Genomic DNA, 15,966 nt, shown 5'->3' with positions numbered 1-15,966 from the left:
GGGCTCCGCTTGCTAAGTAGGTGGGCTAGGCGATGTGTCGCCAGTCGAGCCCTGAATCTTGATCGGCCAGTTGCAGCCAGTCCGGGTCGCACCCGAGGGTGTCGACAAAACATTGCCGGGCCAGCTGCGGCAGGTTGTTCTTGCTGCTCAGATGGGCCAGGACCAGGTGTTGCAGGCCTTGCCAGCCCAACTCGGCCACCAGGAATGCCGCCTGATGGTTGTTCAAATGTCCCAATTCACCGCCCACCCGCTGCTTGAGAAAGTACGGGTAGTGACCGCGAGCCAGCATGTCTCGGCAATGGTTGGACTCGATCATCAATGCATCGAGGTCCCGATAGCCGTCCAGTACCTTGTTGCAGTACGAACCCAGGTCGGTCAGCAGGCCGAAACGTCGCTGACCGTCGCTGAAGACATACTGCGTCGGCTCCTGCGCATCATGGGCCACGGCAATGACACCAATGCTCAGGTTACCGATTTGTAGTTGCTCGCCGCCAGCCAAAAGGCCTGCGGGTTCAATCGGTTTGCGCATCCCGCGCAGGGTCCCGCGACTGAGGTAGACAGGCAGATTGTAACGCCGAGACAGCAAACCCACGCCATGCACGTGGTCGGCATGTTCGTGGGTCACGAGTATCGCGCTCAGCTGCGAAGGGTTCACACCCAGTCGCAGCAGGCGTTTTTCGGTTTCCCGCAGGGAGAAACCACAATCCACCAGTACATACGTGTCGTCGCTGGCTATCAGCGTGCCGTTCCCTTGGCTACCGCTGCCGAGAACGGCAAAACGCATGATCAGCCCAGGTTGTCCTGAATCACGGTCAACACTTTGCGCGCCACGTCTGCTGGCGCCACGGTATTGATATTTTTCTCGACGGTGACTTGTACGTTCTCGCCAACCTTGCTCAGGCGAACCTGATAACGCTCGGCGCGGGCTTCAACTTCTTCCTTGTCCGGTTTGCTGCCGAACAGACCGCTGAAGAAACCTGGCTTCTCGTCCTTTTTCTCGGCTTTTTCGGCAAGGTTGATGTAGTACAGGCCCAGGCTGCGGTTGATGTCTTCAACACGCCACTCGCCCTGCTCCAGCGCGCGACCGACGCTCGACCAGGCACGATCCAGGTCGGAACCGACGTTGAGCACCGGGTTGCCGCTGCCGTCTTCGGTCAGGCTGACACGGCTTGGCGTATCGAAATCACGGGACGCCAGCATGGAGACCGAACCGCCCTTCTCCGAGATGCGGCTCATGCTCGCGAGCATGTCGTCGACCAGTGCTGCGTCCAGGCCAGTGTTGACCGAACGATTGGTGAAATCCACGTTGGCGGTGCTGCCGGCAGGACGCTCGGCGCTGACCACGTAGACTTCACTGGTGTTGCGCTGCACGCCCGGCTCGATACGCACCCGCACGCGGGTTTCGCTGTTGGCGTCGACACCGGCCGCGCTCAGGCGCTTGGCCATTGCTGCGGACAGTTCGTCGGAATGCTGCCAGGTGGTGGTGAATTCGCCGGTTTGCGGGCGTTGCTCGTCCAGACGGAAACCGTTGTCCTGGAAGAACTGCACGGCCACTGGCCAGACTTCGGCCGGCGGATTCTGAGCCACGATCCAACGTGAATCACCGCTCTTCTGCAGTGAGTAGGCACTGGCATCAGCCGCTGCCGACAGCGGCTGCGGACGAGGCACGATGTATTCGCCCTTGGCGGTGTCGTCGGCCACGTTACGCGGGATCGGCAACAGCGGATCCAGACGCTTGGCGGTGCTGACGTCCGGTGGCAGTTGCATCGGTGCAGTCTGTTGCGCTTCCAGGTAATCGCTACCACGGTCACGGAAGTAACCTTCCGGGCCCCAGATCCATCCGCAGCCACTGGTGCTGGAGATAATCAAGGCAAGTGCGGAAAGTCCGGCCAATCGCTTCATGCGTAGTACTTCCTCAATTAAACCAGGACGCCGGACTGGCGCATGGCCTGCCGCAGCGGTTCGTGACAGGCAGCGCTGAGCCAGGTGAGCGGCAGACGGATACCGTCCGGCATCAAGCCCATTTCATGCAGTGCCCATTTCACGGGGATAGGGTTGGATTCGATAAACAGGGTTTTATTGAGCGGCATCAGCTTTTCGTGGATCGCCCGGGCTTTGGCGGCATCGCCGGCCATGGCCGCGGCGCACAGCTCGCTCATGGCGCGCGGAGCGACGTTGGCGGTCACCGAAATATTGCCCTTGCCACCGAGCAGCATCAGCTCGACCGCGGTCGCATCGTCACCGGAATAAACCAGGAAGTCGCTGCTCACGCCGGCCAGGATGTCCTTGGCGCGCTGCAGGTCGCCCGTGGCTTCCTTGATGCCGATGATGTTCTTCACGGTCGACAGGCGGATCACCGTCTCGGCTTGCATGTCGCATGCGGTACGGCCCGGTACGTTGTAAAGGATCTGCGGGATGTCGACGGCTTCGGCGATTGCCTTGAAGTGCAAGTACAGGCCTTCTTGCGTCGGCTTGTTGTAATAAGGGGTTACCAGCAGGCACGCGTCGGCGCCGGCGTTCTTCGCGTTGGTGGTCAGTTCGATCGCTTCGCGCGTCGAATTGGCGCCCGTACCGGCGATCACCGGAATACGCCCTGCAACCTGGGCAACCACGCGACGAATCACTTCGATGTGCTCGTTCACGTCAAGCGTGGCCGACTCACCTGTAGTGCCGACCGCCACGATGGCGTTGGTGCCCTCTTGCAGGTGGAAGTCCACCAGTTTGCTCAGGCTGTCCCAGTCCAGACGTCCCTGTGCATCCATGGGTGTGACCAGTGCCACCATACTGCCCGCAATCATGCAACCGCTCCTGCCGGAAAAAGAGAGCGGTAATGGTACTGGCGCCAAGATGCTTGTACAAGCGAAGTACTGCGCTGCTGCCATTCCCCTTGGCGCTGCTTTTCGCTACCCTTCAGACTTTGATCGGTACTGATAAGCTCTTACGCCGGGTTCCAGCCTCCATTTTCGGCATCACAAGCCCTGATCCAGCGTTGCCACCGCTCGCTCCCGCCATACTGGAGCAGGTTGCAACCTTCGGCTGGGGCTTTCTGAGTTCGCATCCGCAGGCTCGTCTCCGGTAAAAAAAGCCCGTAGAAGTATCGACCGCTCATCGCTTTAGGAATGCTGCATGTCCACCCCCACAGTTCGCGAACAATTCCTTGTCATCAGTGCCCTCGGCGCCAACCCCATGGAGCTGACTAACGTCCTGTGCCGCGCCAGCCATGAAAACCGCTGCGCCGTGGTCACCTCTCGCCTGACGCGTCATGGCGAATGCAGCGCGCTGATCCTCGAGATCTCCGGCAGCTGGGACGCCCTGGCGCGCCTGGAAGGCAGCCTGCCAGTGCTGGCCAAACGGCACGCCTTCACCGTCAATGTGGTGCGCAGCGCGGCGCTGGAAAATCGTCCCCAGGCCCTACCGTATGTCGCCTATGTCAGCTCGGCCTATCGCTCGGACATCATCAACGAACTGTGCCAGTTTTTCATGGACCACAACGTCGAACTGGAAAACCTGACCTGCGACACCTATCAGGCTCCCCAAACCGGCGGCACCATGCTCAACGCCACATTTACCGTGACTTTGCCGGCCGGCGTGCAAATCAGCTGGCTGCGCGATCAGTTCCTGGATTTCGCCGATGCGCTGAACCTGGATGCCTTGATCGAGCCGTGGCGCCCACAAAACCCAATGTAAGGAAACACTCATGGCCGTTGCCATCGACCAACCGGTTGCCGACTTCGAAGCCCAAGCCACCAACGGGCAGACCGTCAGCCTCGCGGGCCTTAAAGGCAAGCAAGTGGTGATTTACTTCTATCCGAAGGACAGCACACCGGGCTGCACTACCCAGGGGCAGGGTTTTCGTGATCAGCTCGAAGCCTTTAAAGCCGCCAACACCGAAGTCTTCGGCGTCTCTCGCGACAGCCTGAAATCCCATGAAAACTTCAAGGCCAAGCAGGCGTTCACTTTCGAGCTGATCAGCGACAAGGAAGAAGCGCTCTGCCAGCTGTTCGACGTGATCAAGCTGAAAAAGCTCTACGGCAAAGAATATATGGGCGTGGATCGCAGCACTTTCCTGATCGACAAGAACGGCGTGCTGCGTCAGGAATGGCGCGGCGTGAAAGTGCCAGGGCATGTGGATGCGGTTTTGGCTGCGGCTCAGGCGCTGAACAAGGCTTGAGTTTATCGGCGTCTATTCGGACGCCTTCGCGAGCAAGCCCGCTCCCACATTAGACCGTGCTTGCCTGGACAACTCGGTCAACTGCGGGAGCGGGCTTGCTCGCGAAGAGGCCCTCTGCCCCACCGCATAACCCGCACTGACCGTTAAAGCAACGGCGCCACCACCGGCTCCTTGCGTGGCCAGGCATCCAGCACGGCTTTGAACAGCGTCGCCAGGGGAATCGCAAAGAACACCCCCCAAAAGCCCCACAACCCGCCAAACAACAGCACCGCGCAGATAATCGCCACGGGGTGCAGGTTGACCGCTTCCGAGAACAACAGCGGCACCAGCACGTTGCCGTCCAGCGTCTGGATGATCCCGTAGACCGCCATCAAATAGATGAACTGATCGCTCCAGCCCCATTGGAACAGCGCAATCAGCAGCACCGGCACGGTCACCACCACCGCCCCGACGTAGGGCACCACCACCGACACACCCACCAGCAACGCCAGCAACGCCGCGTAGTTGAGCCCCAGCGCCACGAACGCGATATAGGTCACGCCGCCGCAAATGAAAATTTCGATGACCTTGCCGCGAATATAATTGGCGATCTGCCGGTTCATTTCCTGGGCGACCCGGGTGATCAGCGCTCGCTCCCGCGGCAAATAACCGCGCACCCACAGGCCGATCATCTCCCGGTCTTTGAGAAAGAAGAACACCAGGATCGGCACCAGCACCAGGTAGATCATGATGTTCACCAGCAGCGGCAGACTCGACAGCGAGAATGTCAGCGCCCACTGGCCGAACTTGCCGATCTCGCCCCGCGCCACTTCAATGGCCTGCAGTACTTGCTCATCCGACACCAGGTGCGGATAGCGCTCGGGTAGCAACAACAGCAGCGACTGCCACTTGGCGAGCATGCCGGGTAATTCGTTGAACAGTGTGATCAGTTGATGCCAGAGCAATGGCACCACGACGATGATAAAAACCAGCAACAACCCCATGAACAACGCAAAGACCAGCCCCACCGCTACGCCACCTGGCACACGCATGCGCTCGAGGGTCACCACCAGCCCCTGCATCAGGTACGCCAGCACCATCCCGGCCAGTACTGGCGCAAGCATTCCTCCCAGGGTAAGCACCGCGGTAAATGCCAGAAACAGCAACACCGCCAGCACCACAGCTTCTTCATCCGAGAAATAGCGCTGAATCCAGTCGCGTAACACTTTGAACATCAATAATCCTTAGAAACGAACACAGCCGGTTTCAGGCTTTTTTCAACCAGTAGCGGTAAACGCCCGCCTCATCTTCTTCACGAAGCAGCGTATGACCGGCCAATCGGGCAAAGGTGCGAAAGTCGCGCTGGGAGCCCGCATCGGTAGCGATCACCTTGAGTACCGCACCGCTGGCCAATCGGTTGAGTTCCAGTTTGGCCTTTAGCAATGGCAACGGACAATTCAGACCGCTGGCGTCCAGCTCGGCGTCGTGGGTTACAGCGTCAGTCATCGAATCACTCCGGGGCAGAGGGTTAAGCTGCTTAGAATATCTGGTCCCAAGCGTAGTGTCCGGCTACAGTAAGGTCTTTGTCGACTAAGGCTTTGTGCATGACTTTTTTGCGCCCTACCCTGCTGACGCTCGCTTGCCTGCTCGCCTCACCAGGCTTCGCCGACGACTTGCCGTCACTCGGTGACGCCAGTTCTGCCATCGTCTCGCCGCAACAGGAACACCAACTGGGCCGCGCGTGGCTGGCGCTGTTGCGCAGCCAGGTGTCGCAGCTCAACGATCCGCAACTCAAGGATTACGTCGAATCCAGCGTCTACCGACTGGTGGAGACCAGCCAGGTCAATGACCGGCGCCTGGAGTTCATCCTGATCAACAGCCCGCAGCTCAACGCTTTTGCCGCGCCGGGCGGGATCGTCGGCGTCAACGGTGGCTTGTTCCTCAATGCCCAGACCGAGGGCGAATATGCCTCGGTACTGGCCCACGAACTGGCTCACTTGTCGCAGCGTCACTTCGCTCGTGGCGTCGAAGCGTCGCAACGCATGCAAGTGCCCATGATGGCTGCGCTGCTGGCCGGCATTGTGATTGCCGCAGCCGGCGCAGGCGATGCCGGGATCGCAGCCATTGCCGGCACTCAAGCGGCGGCTATTCAGGAACAACGACGTTTCTCACGCCAGAACGAGCAGGAAGCCGACCGTATCGGCATCATGAATCTGGAAAAGGCCGGTTACGATCCGCGCTCGATGCCGACCATGTTCGAACGCTTGATGCGCCAGTACCGCTTCGACGCCAAGCCACCAGAATTCCTGCTGACTCACCCGGTGACCGAATCGCGGATCGCCGACACCCGCAACCGCGCCGAACAGGCCAAGCCGGGTGGTATCGAAGACAGCATGCGTTATCAGCTGATTCGGGCACGCGTGCAGCTGATCTATGAAGAAACCCCAGGCCTGGGCGCCAAGCGCTTCCGTGCCCAACTCGATGAAAACCCGAAAAACGACGTCGCCCGCTATGGCCTGGCGATTGCCCAGATCAAGGGCGGTCAGTTGAATGAGGCTCGCGAGAACCTCAAGCTGCTGCTGGCCAAATCGCCGAACGAGATCATCTACAACCTGGCGCAGGTCGATCTGGACATCACTAATAATCGTCTGCCCGATGCTCAGTCACGGGTCGACCGGATGCTCACTCAATATCCCGGCAACTACCCGCTGAATCAGGTGCGTGTCGACCTGCTGCTCAAGCAGAATCGAGCAGCCGATGCGGAAAAGGCGTTGGAGAACCTGCTCAAGAGCCGACCTGATGATCCAGACGTCTGGTACATGGTGGCCGAAACCCGCGGCTTGTCGGGCAACATCATCGGCCTGCATCAGGCTCGCGCGGAGTACTTTGCACTGGTCGGTGATTATCGCCAGGCAATCCAGCAACTGGACTTCGCCAAGCGTAAGGCTGGCAGCAACTTCCCGTTATCATCACGGATCGACGCACGGCAACGTGAGTTGATGGAACAGGAACGCATGGTCAAGGACATGATGGGCTGATTCTTTCTAGACAAAAATTCAGACACAAAAAAACCGCCTCTTTCGAGGCGGTTTTTTATTCAGCCGACAACCGGTTTATTCAGCCAGTTTGAAGGTGATGAAGCTGGCGCGACCTTGACGCAGAACCCGCATCGATACCGAGCGGTTCTTCGGCAGCGCCTTGGCAATGTCCGTGAACTCCTTGGAGGAGCCGATCGCCTGATTATTCAGGTGAGTGATCACATCCCCCGGCTGCAAGCCGATCAAGGCAGCAGGACCGTCCTGAACTTCCTTGATCACTACGCCACCTTTGAGGTCGAGGGTTTTCTTCTGCTCATCGGTCAACTCGGCCACGGAAACACCCAGGCGATTGCTGCTGCGCTCGACGCTGGATTTAGGCAAGGCGTCCAGCTCTTTGCCTTCTTCGGGGATAGCGCCGACAGTCAGTTCGACGTTCTTGCGTTTGCCTTCGCGGATCACTTCAAGATCGGCTTTCGAGCCAGCCTTCAGCGCGCCCACCAAGTGTGGTAAATCGGCGGACATGACGATTGGTTGACCATTCATGCTGAGAATCACATCGCCCACTTGCAGACCACCCTTGGCAGCCGGACCGTCTTCCTGGATCTGAGCCACCAGCGCACCGGCCGGCTTCTCGAGACCGAACGACTCGGCCAGATCCTTGTTCACCTCCTGGATCACTACGCCCAACCAGCCACGACTGACTTTACCGCCGCTTTTCAGCTGATTGGAAACGTCCATCGCCACATCGATAGGGATTGCGAACGACACGCCCATGAAGCCGCCGGAGCGGGTATAGATCTGCGAGTTGATGCCGACCACTTCGCCGGCCAGGTTGAACAGCGGACCACCGGAGTTGCCCGGGTTGATCGGCACGTCGGTCTGGATGAACGGCACATAGTTTTCGTTCGGCAGGCTACGGCCGATGGCGCTGACAATACCTTGGGTCACCGTGTGGTCAAAGCCGAACGGCGAACCGATGGCCACGACCCACTGACCGGCTTTCAGGTCCTGCGACTTGCCAAGCTTCAGAACCGGCAGGTCCTTGCCTTCGATTTTCAACAAGGCTACGTCGGAACGCGGATCGGTACCGATCAGCTTGGCCTTCAACTCACTGCGATCGGCGAGGCGCACGAGAATCTCGTCGGCATCGGCGATCACATGGTTGTTGGTCAGGATGTAGCCGTCAGGCGAAATGATGAAACCCGAGCCCAGGGATTGAGCCTCACGCTGACGATCGCCGCGGGGGGAACGTGGCTGCTGCGGCATGCCCCGCTCGAAGAACTCGCGCAGCATCGGCGGCAAACCTTCAAGGTCCGGCATTTGCTCGCTGGACACCTTGCGGTCCGGCAGCTTCTGGGTGGTGCTGATATTCACCACCGCCGGAGAGGCTTGCTCGACCAACTGCGTGAAGTCAGGCAATTCGACCGCTTGCACAGCGACCGCCTGACCGAGCACCAGCACGGTGGCAAAAATGGAGAGATAAGATTTCAAGCGTGGTATCGACATACGGCTCCCGTTACGACGAGCATGGTTAAGCGATATGGAGCAAGGAACACCGGAAACGATACGCCGGTATTTTTGTTCCGGGAACAACAAACAAGGCCAGAGCCGAGGGGCTCTGACCTATAAAAAATTTTCGGAATATTTGCAAATGAAAATGCTCGGCAAAACATTTCGAGGCATCAACGGCGGGACAGGCATTGTCGACCTCCCGCACCATCCAACCCCCCGATTGATGAGCATCGCTGATCAGCTCATTGCTTGCTGGTAGCCGCAGCATCGTTGCGCATGGACAGCGCAATCCGTTCGGCGGTGCCAATCGGTATTTCACCGACCACGGTCACCATCATTTCGCCTTGCGGAGTAGTCAATCGCCGGGAGACAGCGACGGTTGGCCCTAGCTGGGTGCGCGTGTCAGTGACTGTTGCGCCATTCAATGGCTCAAGGAATACCGAGAATCGGGCCAGGCCGTCGTCGAACATCAGACTGTTGACCTGGGCTTCGGTCTCCGGGTCCTTGTGAGAGGTGCTGCTGGTCAGCTCGAAACCTGGCGGTAACCAGTCCGAATGCCAGACCTGCGCGGTCTTGACGGCGGAAGCCTTGTCACTGTCGAGGGTAATGGGTTTGCAATCGGAACCTGCCTGCAAATCGCTATCGGAAGGCACCTCGGCAGTGTCCAGTCGGGTGAACTGGAACCGCTCCAGCAGTTGCCCTTTGTCATTGAGCAACAATGACTTCAACGGCAAGCCGGTTTCCTTGTCCAGATGCAGCTCAAAACCGTAGCGGTGCTGATCGCGGGGCGTCAATGACACGATCACCGCCGCACGCCCAGCCACACGCGACTTGCCGATGACGGCAAGGCCATACCAATTCTTTAGTTTTTGTGGATCGAGCGCACGAGCGGTGGAGTTGGGTGAGTCCCCCAGCCCTGCTATCAGGATGCCGCTGACGCATTGAGTATGCCCATCAATGCGCACGACTTCCTGAGCCGAGCCGTCGAGCTGGAGTAAACGCTCGCGGACCTGGCCATCCTGGACGCGATGCCAGATGTTATGGGTAGAGAAACTACCGTTACGCTCGTAGACGAAAGTACCGTGAAAGCTCTGCGTATGCTCGGCCTGCCCCAGACGCTTCAGCCAGTCCTGGGCTTCATCGGCGTGGGCTGGAACAACAAACCAGCCACTGAGCAGAAGCGTAAGTAGAGGTATGGCGCGCATGATCCTCCTTAACGGTTTTCCAGGCTTGCTGCACGAGCGTAAGGCAGAGCGCTCTCAGTACCTTTCAGTGCAGCCTGTTGAGCATGTTGGCGCAAGTAACCTGGCAAACGCTGATCGTGCCAGCCTGGCTGACCTTGCAATACGCCGTTGGCCATAGGGCCCGTGGCTTCCGAACTCTCATTGTAGCCTGCCAATACAGCGGGACCCTTGACCTGAGGAGCGGTCAGACCCGGTTGATTGGAGTGCTGGGCCAGCTCGACACCGGCGATCTCGTCCTGGTTGTACAGACGAACACCCGCCAGCACGGCAACGGTCACCGAAGCAGCGACTGCCAGACGACCCAGGCTACGCCATGGACCGCGAGAGGCTTTTGCCGGTACGGCTTCGTCAGCCAGCGCAGCAGAGACTGCCGCAGCGATGTCCAGGCGAGGAAGCAACAAGTCCTTGTGCATGACTGCCCGAGCGATCTGGTAACGAGCCCAGGTTTCGCGGGTTTCAACATCGTCGAAGGCATTCAACACCCGACGCAATTCCAGTTCGTCCGCTTCGTTATCCATCACTGCGGACAGCGATTCCTGCAGGGCTTCACGACTCATGGCGTTCCTCTCTTGGCTGTCGCCGCTGTCTCAGTTTTCCTGCAACAACGGCTGCAGGGCTTTATCGATGGCCTCCCGGGCGCGGAAAATCCGGGAGCGCACGGTACCCACCGGACACTGCATGACGCTGGCAATGTCCTCGTAACTCAGACCATCGAATTCACGTAAAGTTAAAGCCGTACGCAAATCTTCTGGAAGTTGCTGAATGGTTCGATGGACGGTGCCTTCGATCTCATCCCGCAGCAATGCACGTTCTGGCGACTCGAGATCCTTGAGGCCATGATCGCCATCGTAGAACTCTGCATCCTCGGAACTGACATCGCTATCCGGCGGCCGGCGGCCGCGTGAAACCAGATAGTTTTTCGCCGTGTTGATGGCGATGCGGTAAAGCCACGTATAAAACGCGCTGTCTCCGCGAAAATTACCAAGTGCACGGTATGCCTTGATAAAGGCTTCCTGTGCGACATCCTGGGCTTCATGGGTGTCGTGCACGAAACGCACGATCAACCCGAGAATTTTGTGCTGGTATTTCAGCACTAGCAGATCGAAAGCTCGCTTGTCGCCGCGTTGAACGCGTTCGACCAGCTGCTGATCCTCTTCCTGGGTTAGCATGAACACTCCTCGATAAGCTCGGAGGAGGCTTGCATAACTGAACGACCAGACTTGCAAACATAGACTCGGGCTTTTCGCAAAAGTTCTCCCCCTCCAAGCAAGTTTCCTGCGGGCTCTGATTTGGCACGCACGAAAAGCGCAGTGCGGCATGACCCGGCTGCGCGAATAATCTTGTCATCGGATTCGCCTGCAAGGACCCAATATCGCAAGTCCCGCACCGAAGCCGACACTGTCCCTTGTTTCAGGCAACCGTCTATTGATCTTGAGCCTTTGGCAAAAGTTCCATATTTATAGCTGCGCCAAACCGACATTGTGCAACCGTGAAGAGAAAAAGACTGTTAAATCCACGATACAGTCGCCTCGTTGCCAAAGCAGTCAAAAAACTTCCGACGAAGCGTCCAGTCTTTTCCGTGACAGTAGTTTCACAATGCCATGTGAGCCCGGCTATTGTGCCGCTCCCCCCCTCTATATACTAGTGGGCTGTGTGGCTGTCTTGACTCGCCGATCCAGCTGTCTTGCGCCACCCCCGACCCGGGTCGCTTTGAGCGGAATCCTGAAATGAGCCAACAGTTTCAACACGATGTTCTGGTAATTGGCAGCGGTGCTGCCGGCTTGAGCCTTGCGCTGACCTTGCCCGGTCATTTGCGCATCGCCGTATTGAGCAAAGGCGACCTCGCCAACGGCTCGACCTTCTGGGCCCAGGGCGGTGTCGCTGCCGTTCTGGATGACACCGATACTGTCGAATCCCACGTCGATGACACCCTCAACGCCGGCGGTGGCCTGTGCCATGAAGACGCCGTGCGCTTTACTGTCGAGCACAGCAGGGAGGCGATTCAATGGCTGATCGACCAAGGCGTGCCCTTTACCCGCGATGAACAGTCCGGCACTGACGACGGTGGTTTCGAGTTTCACCTGACCCGCGAAGGCGGTCACAGCCATCGGCGCATCATCCACGCTGCCGATGCGACGGGCGCGGCGATCTTCAGAACCTTGCTCGACCAGGCCAAACAGCGACCCAATATCGAACTGCTGGAGCAGCGGGTCGCGGTCGACCTGATCACCGAAAAGCGCCTGGGCCTTGAAGGCGACCGTTGTCTCGGCGCCTATGTGCTCAACCGCGGCACCGGTGAAGTCGACACCTACGGCGCGCGCTTCGTGATCCTCGCTTCCGGCGGTGCCGCCAAGGTCTACCTCTATACCAGCAACCCCGACGGTGCCTGCGGCGATGGCATCGCGATGGCCTGGCGTTCGGGCTGCCGGGTAGCGAACCTGGAGTTCAACCAGTTCCATCCCACCTGCCTTTATCACCCGCAAGCCAAGAGTTTCCTGATCACCGAAGCCCTGCGTGGCGAAGGCGGGCACCTGAAGCTGCCCAATGGTGAGCGCTTCATGCAGCGCTTCGACCCACGGGCCGAGTTGGCACCCCGGGACATCGTCGCCCGTGCTATCGACCATGAGATGAAGCGCCTGGGTATCGACTGCGTCTACCTGGACATCAGCCACAAGCCTGAAGACTTCATCAAGTCGCACTTCCCGACGGTTTATGAACGCTGCCTGGAATTCTCCATCGATATCACCAAGCAACCGATCCCGGTGGTACCCGCGGCGCACTACACCTGTGGCGGCGTGATGGTCGATCAGCGGGGCCGCACCGATGTGCCGGGGCTGTATGCGATTGGCGAAACCAGCTTCACCGGTCTGCATGGCGCCAACCGCATGGCCAGCAACTCACTGCTGGAATGTTTCGTTTATGCCCGCTCGGCGGCGGCGGATATTCTTGAGCAGTTGCCAGAGGTGTCGATCCCGAGCGCCCTGCCCGTGTGGGATGCGAGCCAGGTCACCGATTCCGATGAAGACGTGATCATTGCGCACAACTGGGACGAACTGCGGCGATTCATGTGGGACTACGTTGGCATCGTGCGCACCAACAAGCGCCTGCAACGGGCTCAGCACCGGGTGCGCCTGCTGCTGGACGAAATCGACGAGTTCTACAGCAACTATAAAGTGAGCAGAGACCTGATTGAGCTGAGGAACCTTGCTCAGGTAGCCGAACTGATGATCCAGTCAGCCATGGAGCGCAAGGAAAGTCGCGGCCTGCATTACACCCTCGACTACCCGAACATGCTGCCGGTCGCCCTGGACACTATTCTGGTGCCGCCCACCTACGCCGACTGAACTTGAGCCGAACCCGCAGGCGTCGGTGCACATCCGCCGCCTGCGAATCCCGCGGCACACAGATCGCCCGGACCCGTCGCTCATCGCGCAGACGAAAACGCAGTACCACAATCAATGGCAACGCCAGGCTGTCCGGTCGCAGTTGCACGGGCTGCCAGCCCTGCGCCTCATTCCACAACTGCCAGCCATCGGCATTGCGGCGCAAGCCGCGAAAGGCCTGCGCGTGAGTCAGCAAAATGTGCCGCGGCAACGCCCAAAAACCATGAGCCACGCACAGTACAAAGCCGAGCAGGCTGGCCCAGAGCGGTATAGAGAGAAGAAACAGCGAACCCAGCGCGAACAGCTGGGCCAGAACATAGGCCGCCAGCAACTGCCGCGAGGCATGCCAGCGGCATTCGAACGCGTTACTTGGGCTGGACACGATCCAGGATCATGCGAACCATGCGTTGAAGCTCCGGATCTTCCGATTCGGTGCGTTCCATGAACCAGCCGAACATGTCCTGATCCTCGCATTCGAGCAGCCTGACGTAGCACGCGCGATCAACCTCGTTGAGGTGCGGGTATACCTCTTTCACAAACGGCACCAGCAACACATCAAGCTCAAGCATGCCGCGGCGGCTGTGCCAGTAGAGGCGATTCAGTTCAACATCTTCGACCATGGAGCGCTCCTCAAATAGGCCGCAAGTATACAGCCCCAAGGCCGGTCGAACAGTCGGCTTTGGTCGGGCACCGACGATCCTTTGTGAACTACCCATTTCACGGGCGCCCCCTTATGATGTCCCTCGGACTCTTTACCCTGCGATGACCCATGGCCGACTCTGCTTTTTTCTGCACCCTGTCTCACGAAGGCGTTCTCGCGGTACGCGGCGCGGATGCCAGCAAATTCCTGCAAGGCCAATTGACTTGCAACCTCAATTACCTGAGCGACACCCAGTCCAGCCTTGGCGCGCGCTGCACGCAGAAAGGCCGGATGCAGTCGAGTTTCCGCATTCTGCTGGAAGGCGACGGCGTGCTCATGGCAATGGCCAGCGAACTGCTGGAGCCGCAACTGGCGGACCTGAAAAAATACGCGGTGTTCTCCAAATCGAAACTGACCGATGAAAGTGCCAGCTGGGTTCGTTTTGGCCTTGAGCATGGCGATGCGGCACTGGCCCGCCTGGGCCTGGAGCTGCCAGCAGAAACCGACAGCGTCGTGCGCAATGACGGCCTGATCGCCCTTCGCGTCTCGCCTGACCGCGCTGAACTCTGGGTTGGCGCCGATCAAGCCGATGCCGTCAAAGGCAAGCTGTCGGCCCTGTTGGCCGAAGGCGATCTGAATCAGTGGCTGCTGGGCCAGATCCGCGCCGGGATCGGTCAGGTGATGCCGAGCACCCGCGAGCTGTTCATCCCGCAGATGCTCAATCTGCAAGCCGTCGGTGGCGTGAGCTTCAAGAAGGGTTGCTACACCGGCCAGGAAATCGTCGCGCGCATGCAGTATCTGGGCAAACTCAAGCGCCGGTTGTATCGCCTGCAACTGGAGGCCAGCGAATTGCCGGAGCCCGGCACCCCACTGTTTTCCCCGACCCACGGCAGTTCGATCGGTGAAGTAGTGCTGGCCGCCCGCGCCGAGCAGAACATCGAACTCCTGGCCGTGCTGCAAGCCGAAGCTGCAGAAGATGGCAACCTGCACCTTGGCGCACTCGAAGGCCCGGGCCTGCATCTACTCGATCTGCCTTACCAACTGGATCGTGATCGCGAAATCCAGCGTTAACAGCAAGACTTGTCGCAATACCCTAGAGAAAAGAAATGAGAGAGCTGGCGGATAAGGTCCAACAGGATTTGGTTGAGGCCATCGATAACGATGACCTGGTTCTGCCAACGTTACCGGAAGTGGCCCTGCAGATTCGCAAGGCCGCTGAAGACCCGGAAATCAGTGTCAGCACACTGAGCAAAGTGATTGGCCGCGATACCGCGCTGTCGGCGCGCCTGATCAAAGTGGTCAATAGCCCGTTGCTGCGCGCGACCCAGGAAGTGACTGACCTGCACACGGCCATCACCCGGCTGGGCGTCAATTACAGCAGCAACCTGGCCATCGGTCTGGTAATGGAACAGATCTTCAATGCCCGTTCCGAAGTGGTGGAACAGAAAATGCGCGAGGTCTGGCGCAAAAGCCTGGAAATCGCCGGGGTCAGTTATGCGTTGTGCCGCCGCTACACACAACTCAAGCCTGATCAGGCAGCCCTTGGCGGCTTGGTGCATCAGATTGGTGTGCTGCCGATCCTGACCTACGCCGAAGATCACTATGAATTGCTGTCTGACCCGGTCAGCCTCAACCATGTGATTGACCGCATTCATCCGCTGCTCGGCGACAAGCTGCTCAGGGTCTGGGAGTTTCCGGAAATGCTGGTGCAATTGCCGGGGCTGTATCTGGACTTCAAGCGGCAATCGGAGCGGGTCGATTATGTCGATCTGGTGCAAGTGGCCAGCCTTTACTGCCACAAGGACACCGATCATCCACTGGCTCGTATCGACCCATTCAGCGTGCCGTCCTTCAAAAAGTTGGGGATTGATCCGGATAACGAGTCGATGTGCAAGGATCTGGAAGAATCGCGGTCGATGTTTTACTGATCACTGTGGCGAGGGAGCTTGCTCCCGCTCGGCTGCGCAGCAGTCGTAAACCCGGCATATTTGAATGAATG

Annotated in this window: 17 protein-coding genes; 6 read left to right on the top strand and 11 right to left on the bottom strand. The window is 59.0% G+C overall.

The annotated features are described in order from the left end of the window. Positions 1 to 25: 25 nt before the first annotated feature. The 3 genes from ACA044_RS07075 to dapA are packed head-to-tail and all read right to left on the bottom strand — an operon-like array spanning position 26 to position 2,798. On the bottom strand, positions 26 to 784 hold the full coding sequence (locus tag ACA044_RS07075; RefSeq protein WP_497445729.1) for an MBL fold metallo-hydrolase: 759 nt from the start codon (positions 782 to 784) through the stop codon (positions 26 to 28). Between the two features lie 2 nt (positions 785 to 786). Continuing rightward, a complete protein-coding gene (gene bamC / locus ACA044_RS07070) occupies positions 787 to 1,902 on the bottom strand; it encodes an NlpB/DapX family lipoprotein (protein ID WP_497445728.1) in 1,116 nt (371 codons plus the stop codon). Positions 1,903 to 1,919: 17 nt separating this feature from the next. After that, complete coding sequence (gene dapA / locus ACA044_RS07065; protein WP_497445727.1) at positions 1,920 to 2,798, bottom strand: 4-hydroxy-tetrahydrodipicolinate synthase; 879 nt, start codon at positions 2,796 to 2,798, stop codon at positions 1,920 to 1,922. 328 nt (positions 2,799 to 3,126) lie between these two features. On the opposite strand from dapA, the gene ACA044_RS07060 reads away from it, so the two are divergent. Both ACA044_RS07060 and ACA044_RS07055 read left to right on the top strand, forming a co-directional pair. Further along, positions 3,127 to 3,687: a glycine cleavage system transcriptional repressor gene (locus tag ACA044_RS07060; protein ID WP_253551533.1), complete on the top strand. Its 561-nt coding sequence runs from the start codon at positions 3,127 to 3,129 to the stop codon at positions 3,685 to 3,687. 10 nt (positions 3,688 to 3,697) lie between these two features. Beyond that, positions 3,698 to 4,171 (top strand): peroxiredoxin, encoded by a 474-nt coding sequence (locus tag ACA044_RS07055; RefSeq protein ID WP_497445726.1) that lies wholly within the window; start codon positions 3,698 to 3,700, stop codon positions 4,169 to 4,171. A 143-nt stretch (positions 4,172 to 4,314) separates the two neighbouring features. Here the strand turns inward: ACA044_RS07055 and ACA044_RS07050 are convergent, their stop codons facing one another. Both ACA044_RS07050 and ACA044_RS07045 read right to left on the bottom strand, forming a co-directional pair. Continuing rightward, the gene (locus ACA044_RS07050; RefSeq protein WP_497445725.1) at positions 4,315 to 5,385 is read right to left on the bottom strand and encodes an AI-2E family transporter; all 1,071 of its coding nucleotides are present in this window, start codon (positions 5,383 to 5,385) and stop codon (positions 4,315 to 4,317) included. A 31-nt stretch (positions 5,386 to 5,416) separates the two neighbouring features. Then, positions 5,417 to 5,656 (bottom strand): sulfurtransferase TusA family protein, encoded by a 240-nt coding sequence (locus tag ACA044_RS07045; RefSeq protein ID WP_007898654.1) that lies wholly within the window; start codon positions 5,654 to 5,656, stop codon positions 5,417 to 5,419. A 98-nt stretch (positions 5,657 to 5,754) separates the two neighbouring features. Here ACA044_RS07045 and ACA044_RS07040 point away from each other — a divergent pair, with 98 nt between their 5' ends. Further along, positions 5,755 to 7,188 carry a M48 family metalloprotease gene (locus tag ACA044_RS07040; protein ID WP_048394060.1) on the top strand — a complete coding sequence of 478 codons (1,434 nt, stop codon included), beginning with the start codon at positions 5,755 to 5,757 and terminating at the stop codon, positions 7,186 to 7,188. Between the two features lie 75 nt (positions 7,189 to 7,263). On the opposite strand, the gene ACA044_RS07035 is transcribed toward ACA044_RS07040, so the two are convergent. From ACA044_RS07035 to rpoE, 4 genes are all read right to left on the bottom strand, one after another. Beyond that, entirely contained in the window at positions 7,264 to 8,694 is a 1,431-nt protein-coding gene (locus ACA044_RS07035; RefSeq protein WP_497445724.1) for a DegQ family serine endoprotease, read from the bottom strand. A gap of 248 nt (positions 8,695 to 8,942) precedes the next feature. Then, positions 8,943 to 9,905 (bottom strand): MucB/RseB C-terminal domain-containing protein, encoded by a 963-nt coding sequence (locus tag ACA044_RS07030; protein ID WP_497445723.1) that lies wholly within the window; start codon positions 9,903 to 9,905, stop codon positions 8,943 to 8,945. A gap of 8 nt (positions 9,906 to 9,913) precedes the next feature. Then, a complete protein-coding gene (locus tag ACA044_RS07025) occupies positions 9,914 to 10,501 on the bottom strand; it encodes a sigma-E factor negative regulatory protein (protein WP_497445722.1) in 588 nt (195 codons plus the stop codon). A 30-nt stretch (positions 10,502 to 10,531) separates the two neighbouring features. Next, positions 10,532 to 11,113 carry an RNA polymerase sigma factor RpoE/AlgU gene (rpoE, locus tag ACA044_RS07020; protein ID WP_003172477.1) on the bottom strand — a complete coding sequence of 194 codons (582 nt, stop codon included), beginning with the start codon at positions 11,111 to 11,113 and terminating at the stop codon, positions 10,532 to 10,534. Positions 11,114 to 11,671: 558 nt separating this feature from the next. On the opposite strand from rpoE, the gene nadB reads away from it, so the two are divergent. Next, positions 11,672 to 13,288, top strand: coding sequence for an L-aspartate oxidase (nadB, locus tag ACA044_RS07015; RefSeq protein ID WP_497445721.1), 1,617 nt, complete (start codon positions 11,672 to 11,674; stop codon positions 13,286 to 13,288). Here the strand turns inward: nadB and ACA044_RS07010 are convergent. Beyond that, positions 13,257 to 13,709 carry a protein YgfX gene (locus ACA044_RS07010; protein ID WP_497445720.1) on the bottom strand — a complete coding sequence of 151 codons (453 nt, stop codon included), beginning with the start codon at positions 13,707 to 13,709 and terminating at the stop codon, positions 13,257 to 13,259. The two genes, nadB and ACA044_RS07010, sit on opposite strands and share 32 nt — an antisense overlap. Then, entirely contained in the window at positions 13,693 to 13,947 is a 255-nt protein-coding gene (locus ACA044_RS07005; protein WP_175376188.1) for an FAD assembly factor SdhE, read from the bottom strand. Before ACA044_RS07005 ends, ACA044_RS07010 begins: the two co-directional genes overlap by 17 nt. 149 nt (positions 13,948 to 14,096) lie before the next feature. Between ACA044_RS07005 and ygfZ the strand changes: the two genes are divergently transcribed. Together ygfZ and ACA044_RS06995 are read left to right on the top strand one after the other, a co-directional pair. Then, positions 14,097 to 15,038 (top strand): CAF17-like 4Fe-4S cluster assembly/insertion protein YgfZ, encoded by a 942-nt coding sequence (ygfZ, locus tag ACA044_RS07000; RefSeq protein ID WP_497445719.1) that lies wholly within the window; start codon positions 14,097 to 14,099, stop codon positions 15,036 to 15,038. A 35-nt stretch (positions 15,039 to 15,073) separates the two neighbouring features. Beyond that, positions 15,074 to 15,895, top strand: coding sequence for an HDOD domain-containing protein (locus ACA044_RS06995; RefSeq protein ID WP_497445718.1), 822 nt, complete (start codon positions 15,074 to 15,076; stop codon positions 15,893 to 15,895). The last annotated feature ends 71 nt before the right edge of the window (positions 15,896 to 15,966 follow it).

It is taken from the genome of Pseudomonas sp. LBUM1673, assembly GCF_059695645.1.
The sequence above is the reverse complement of the archived record's forward strand: the minus strand, read 5'-3'. Positions and strand labels throughout refer to the sequence as shown.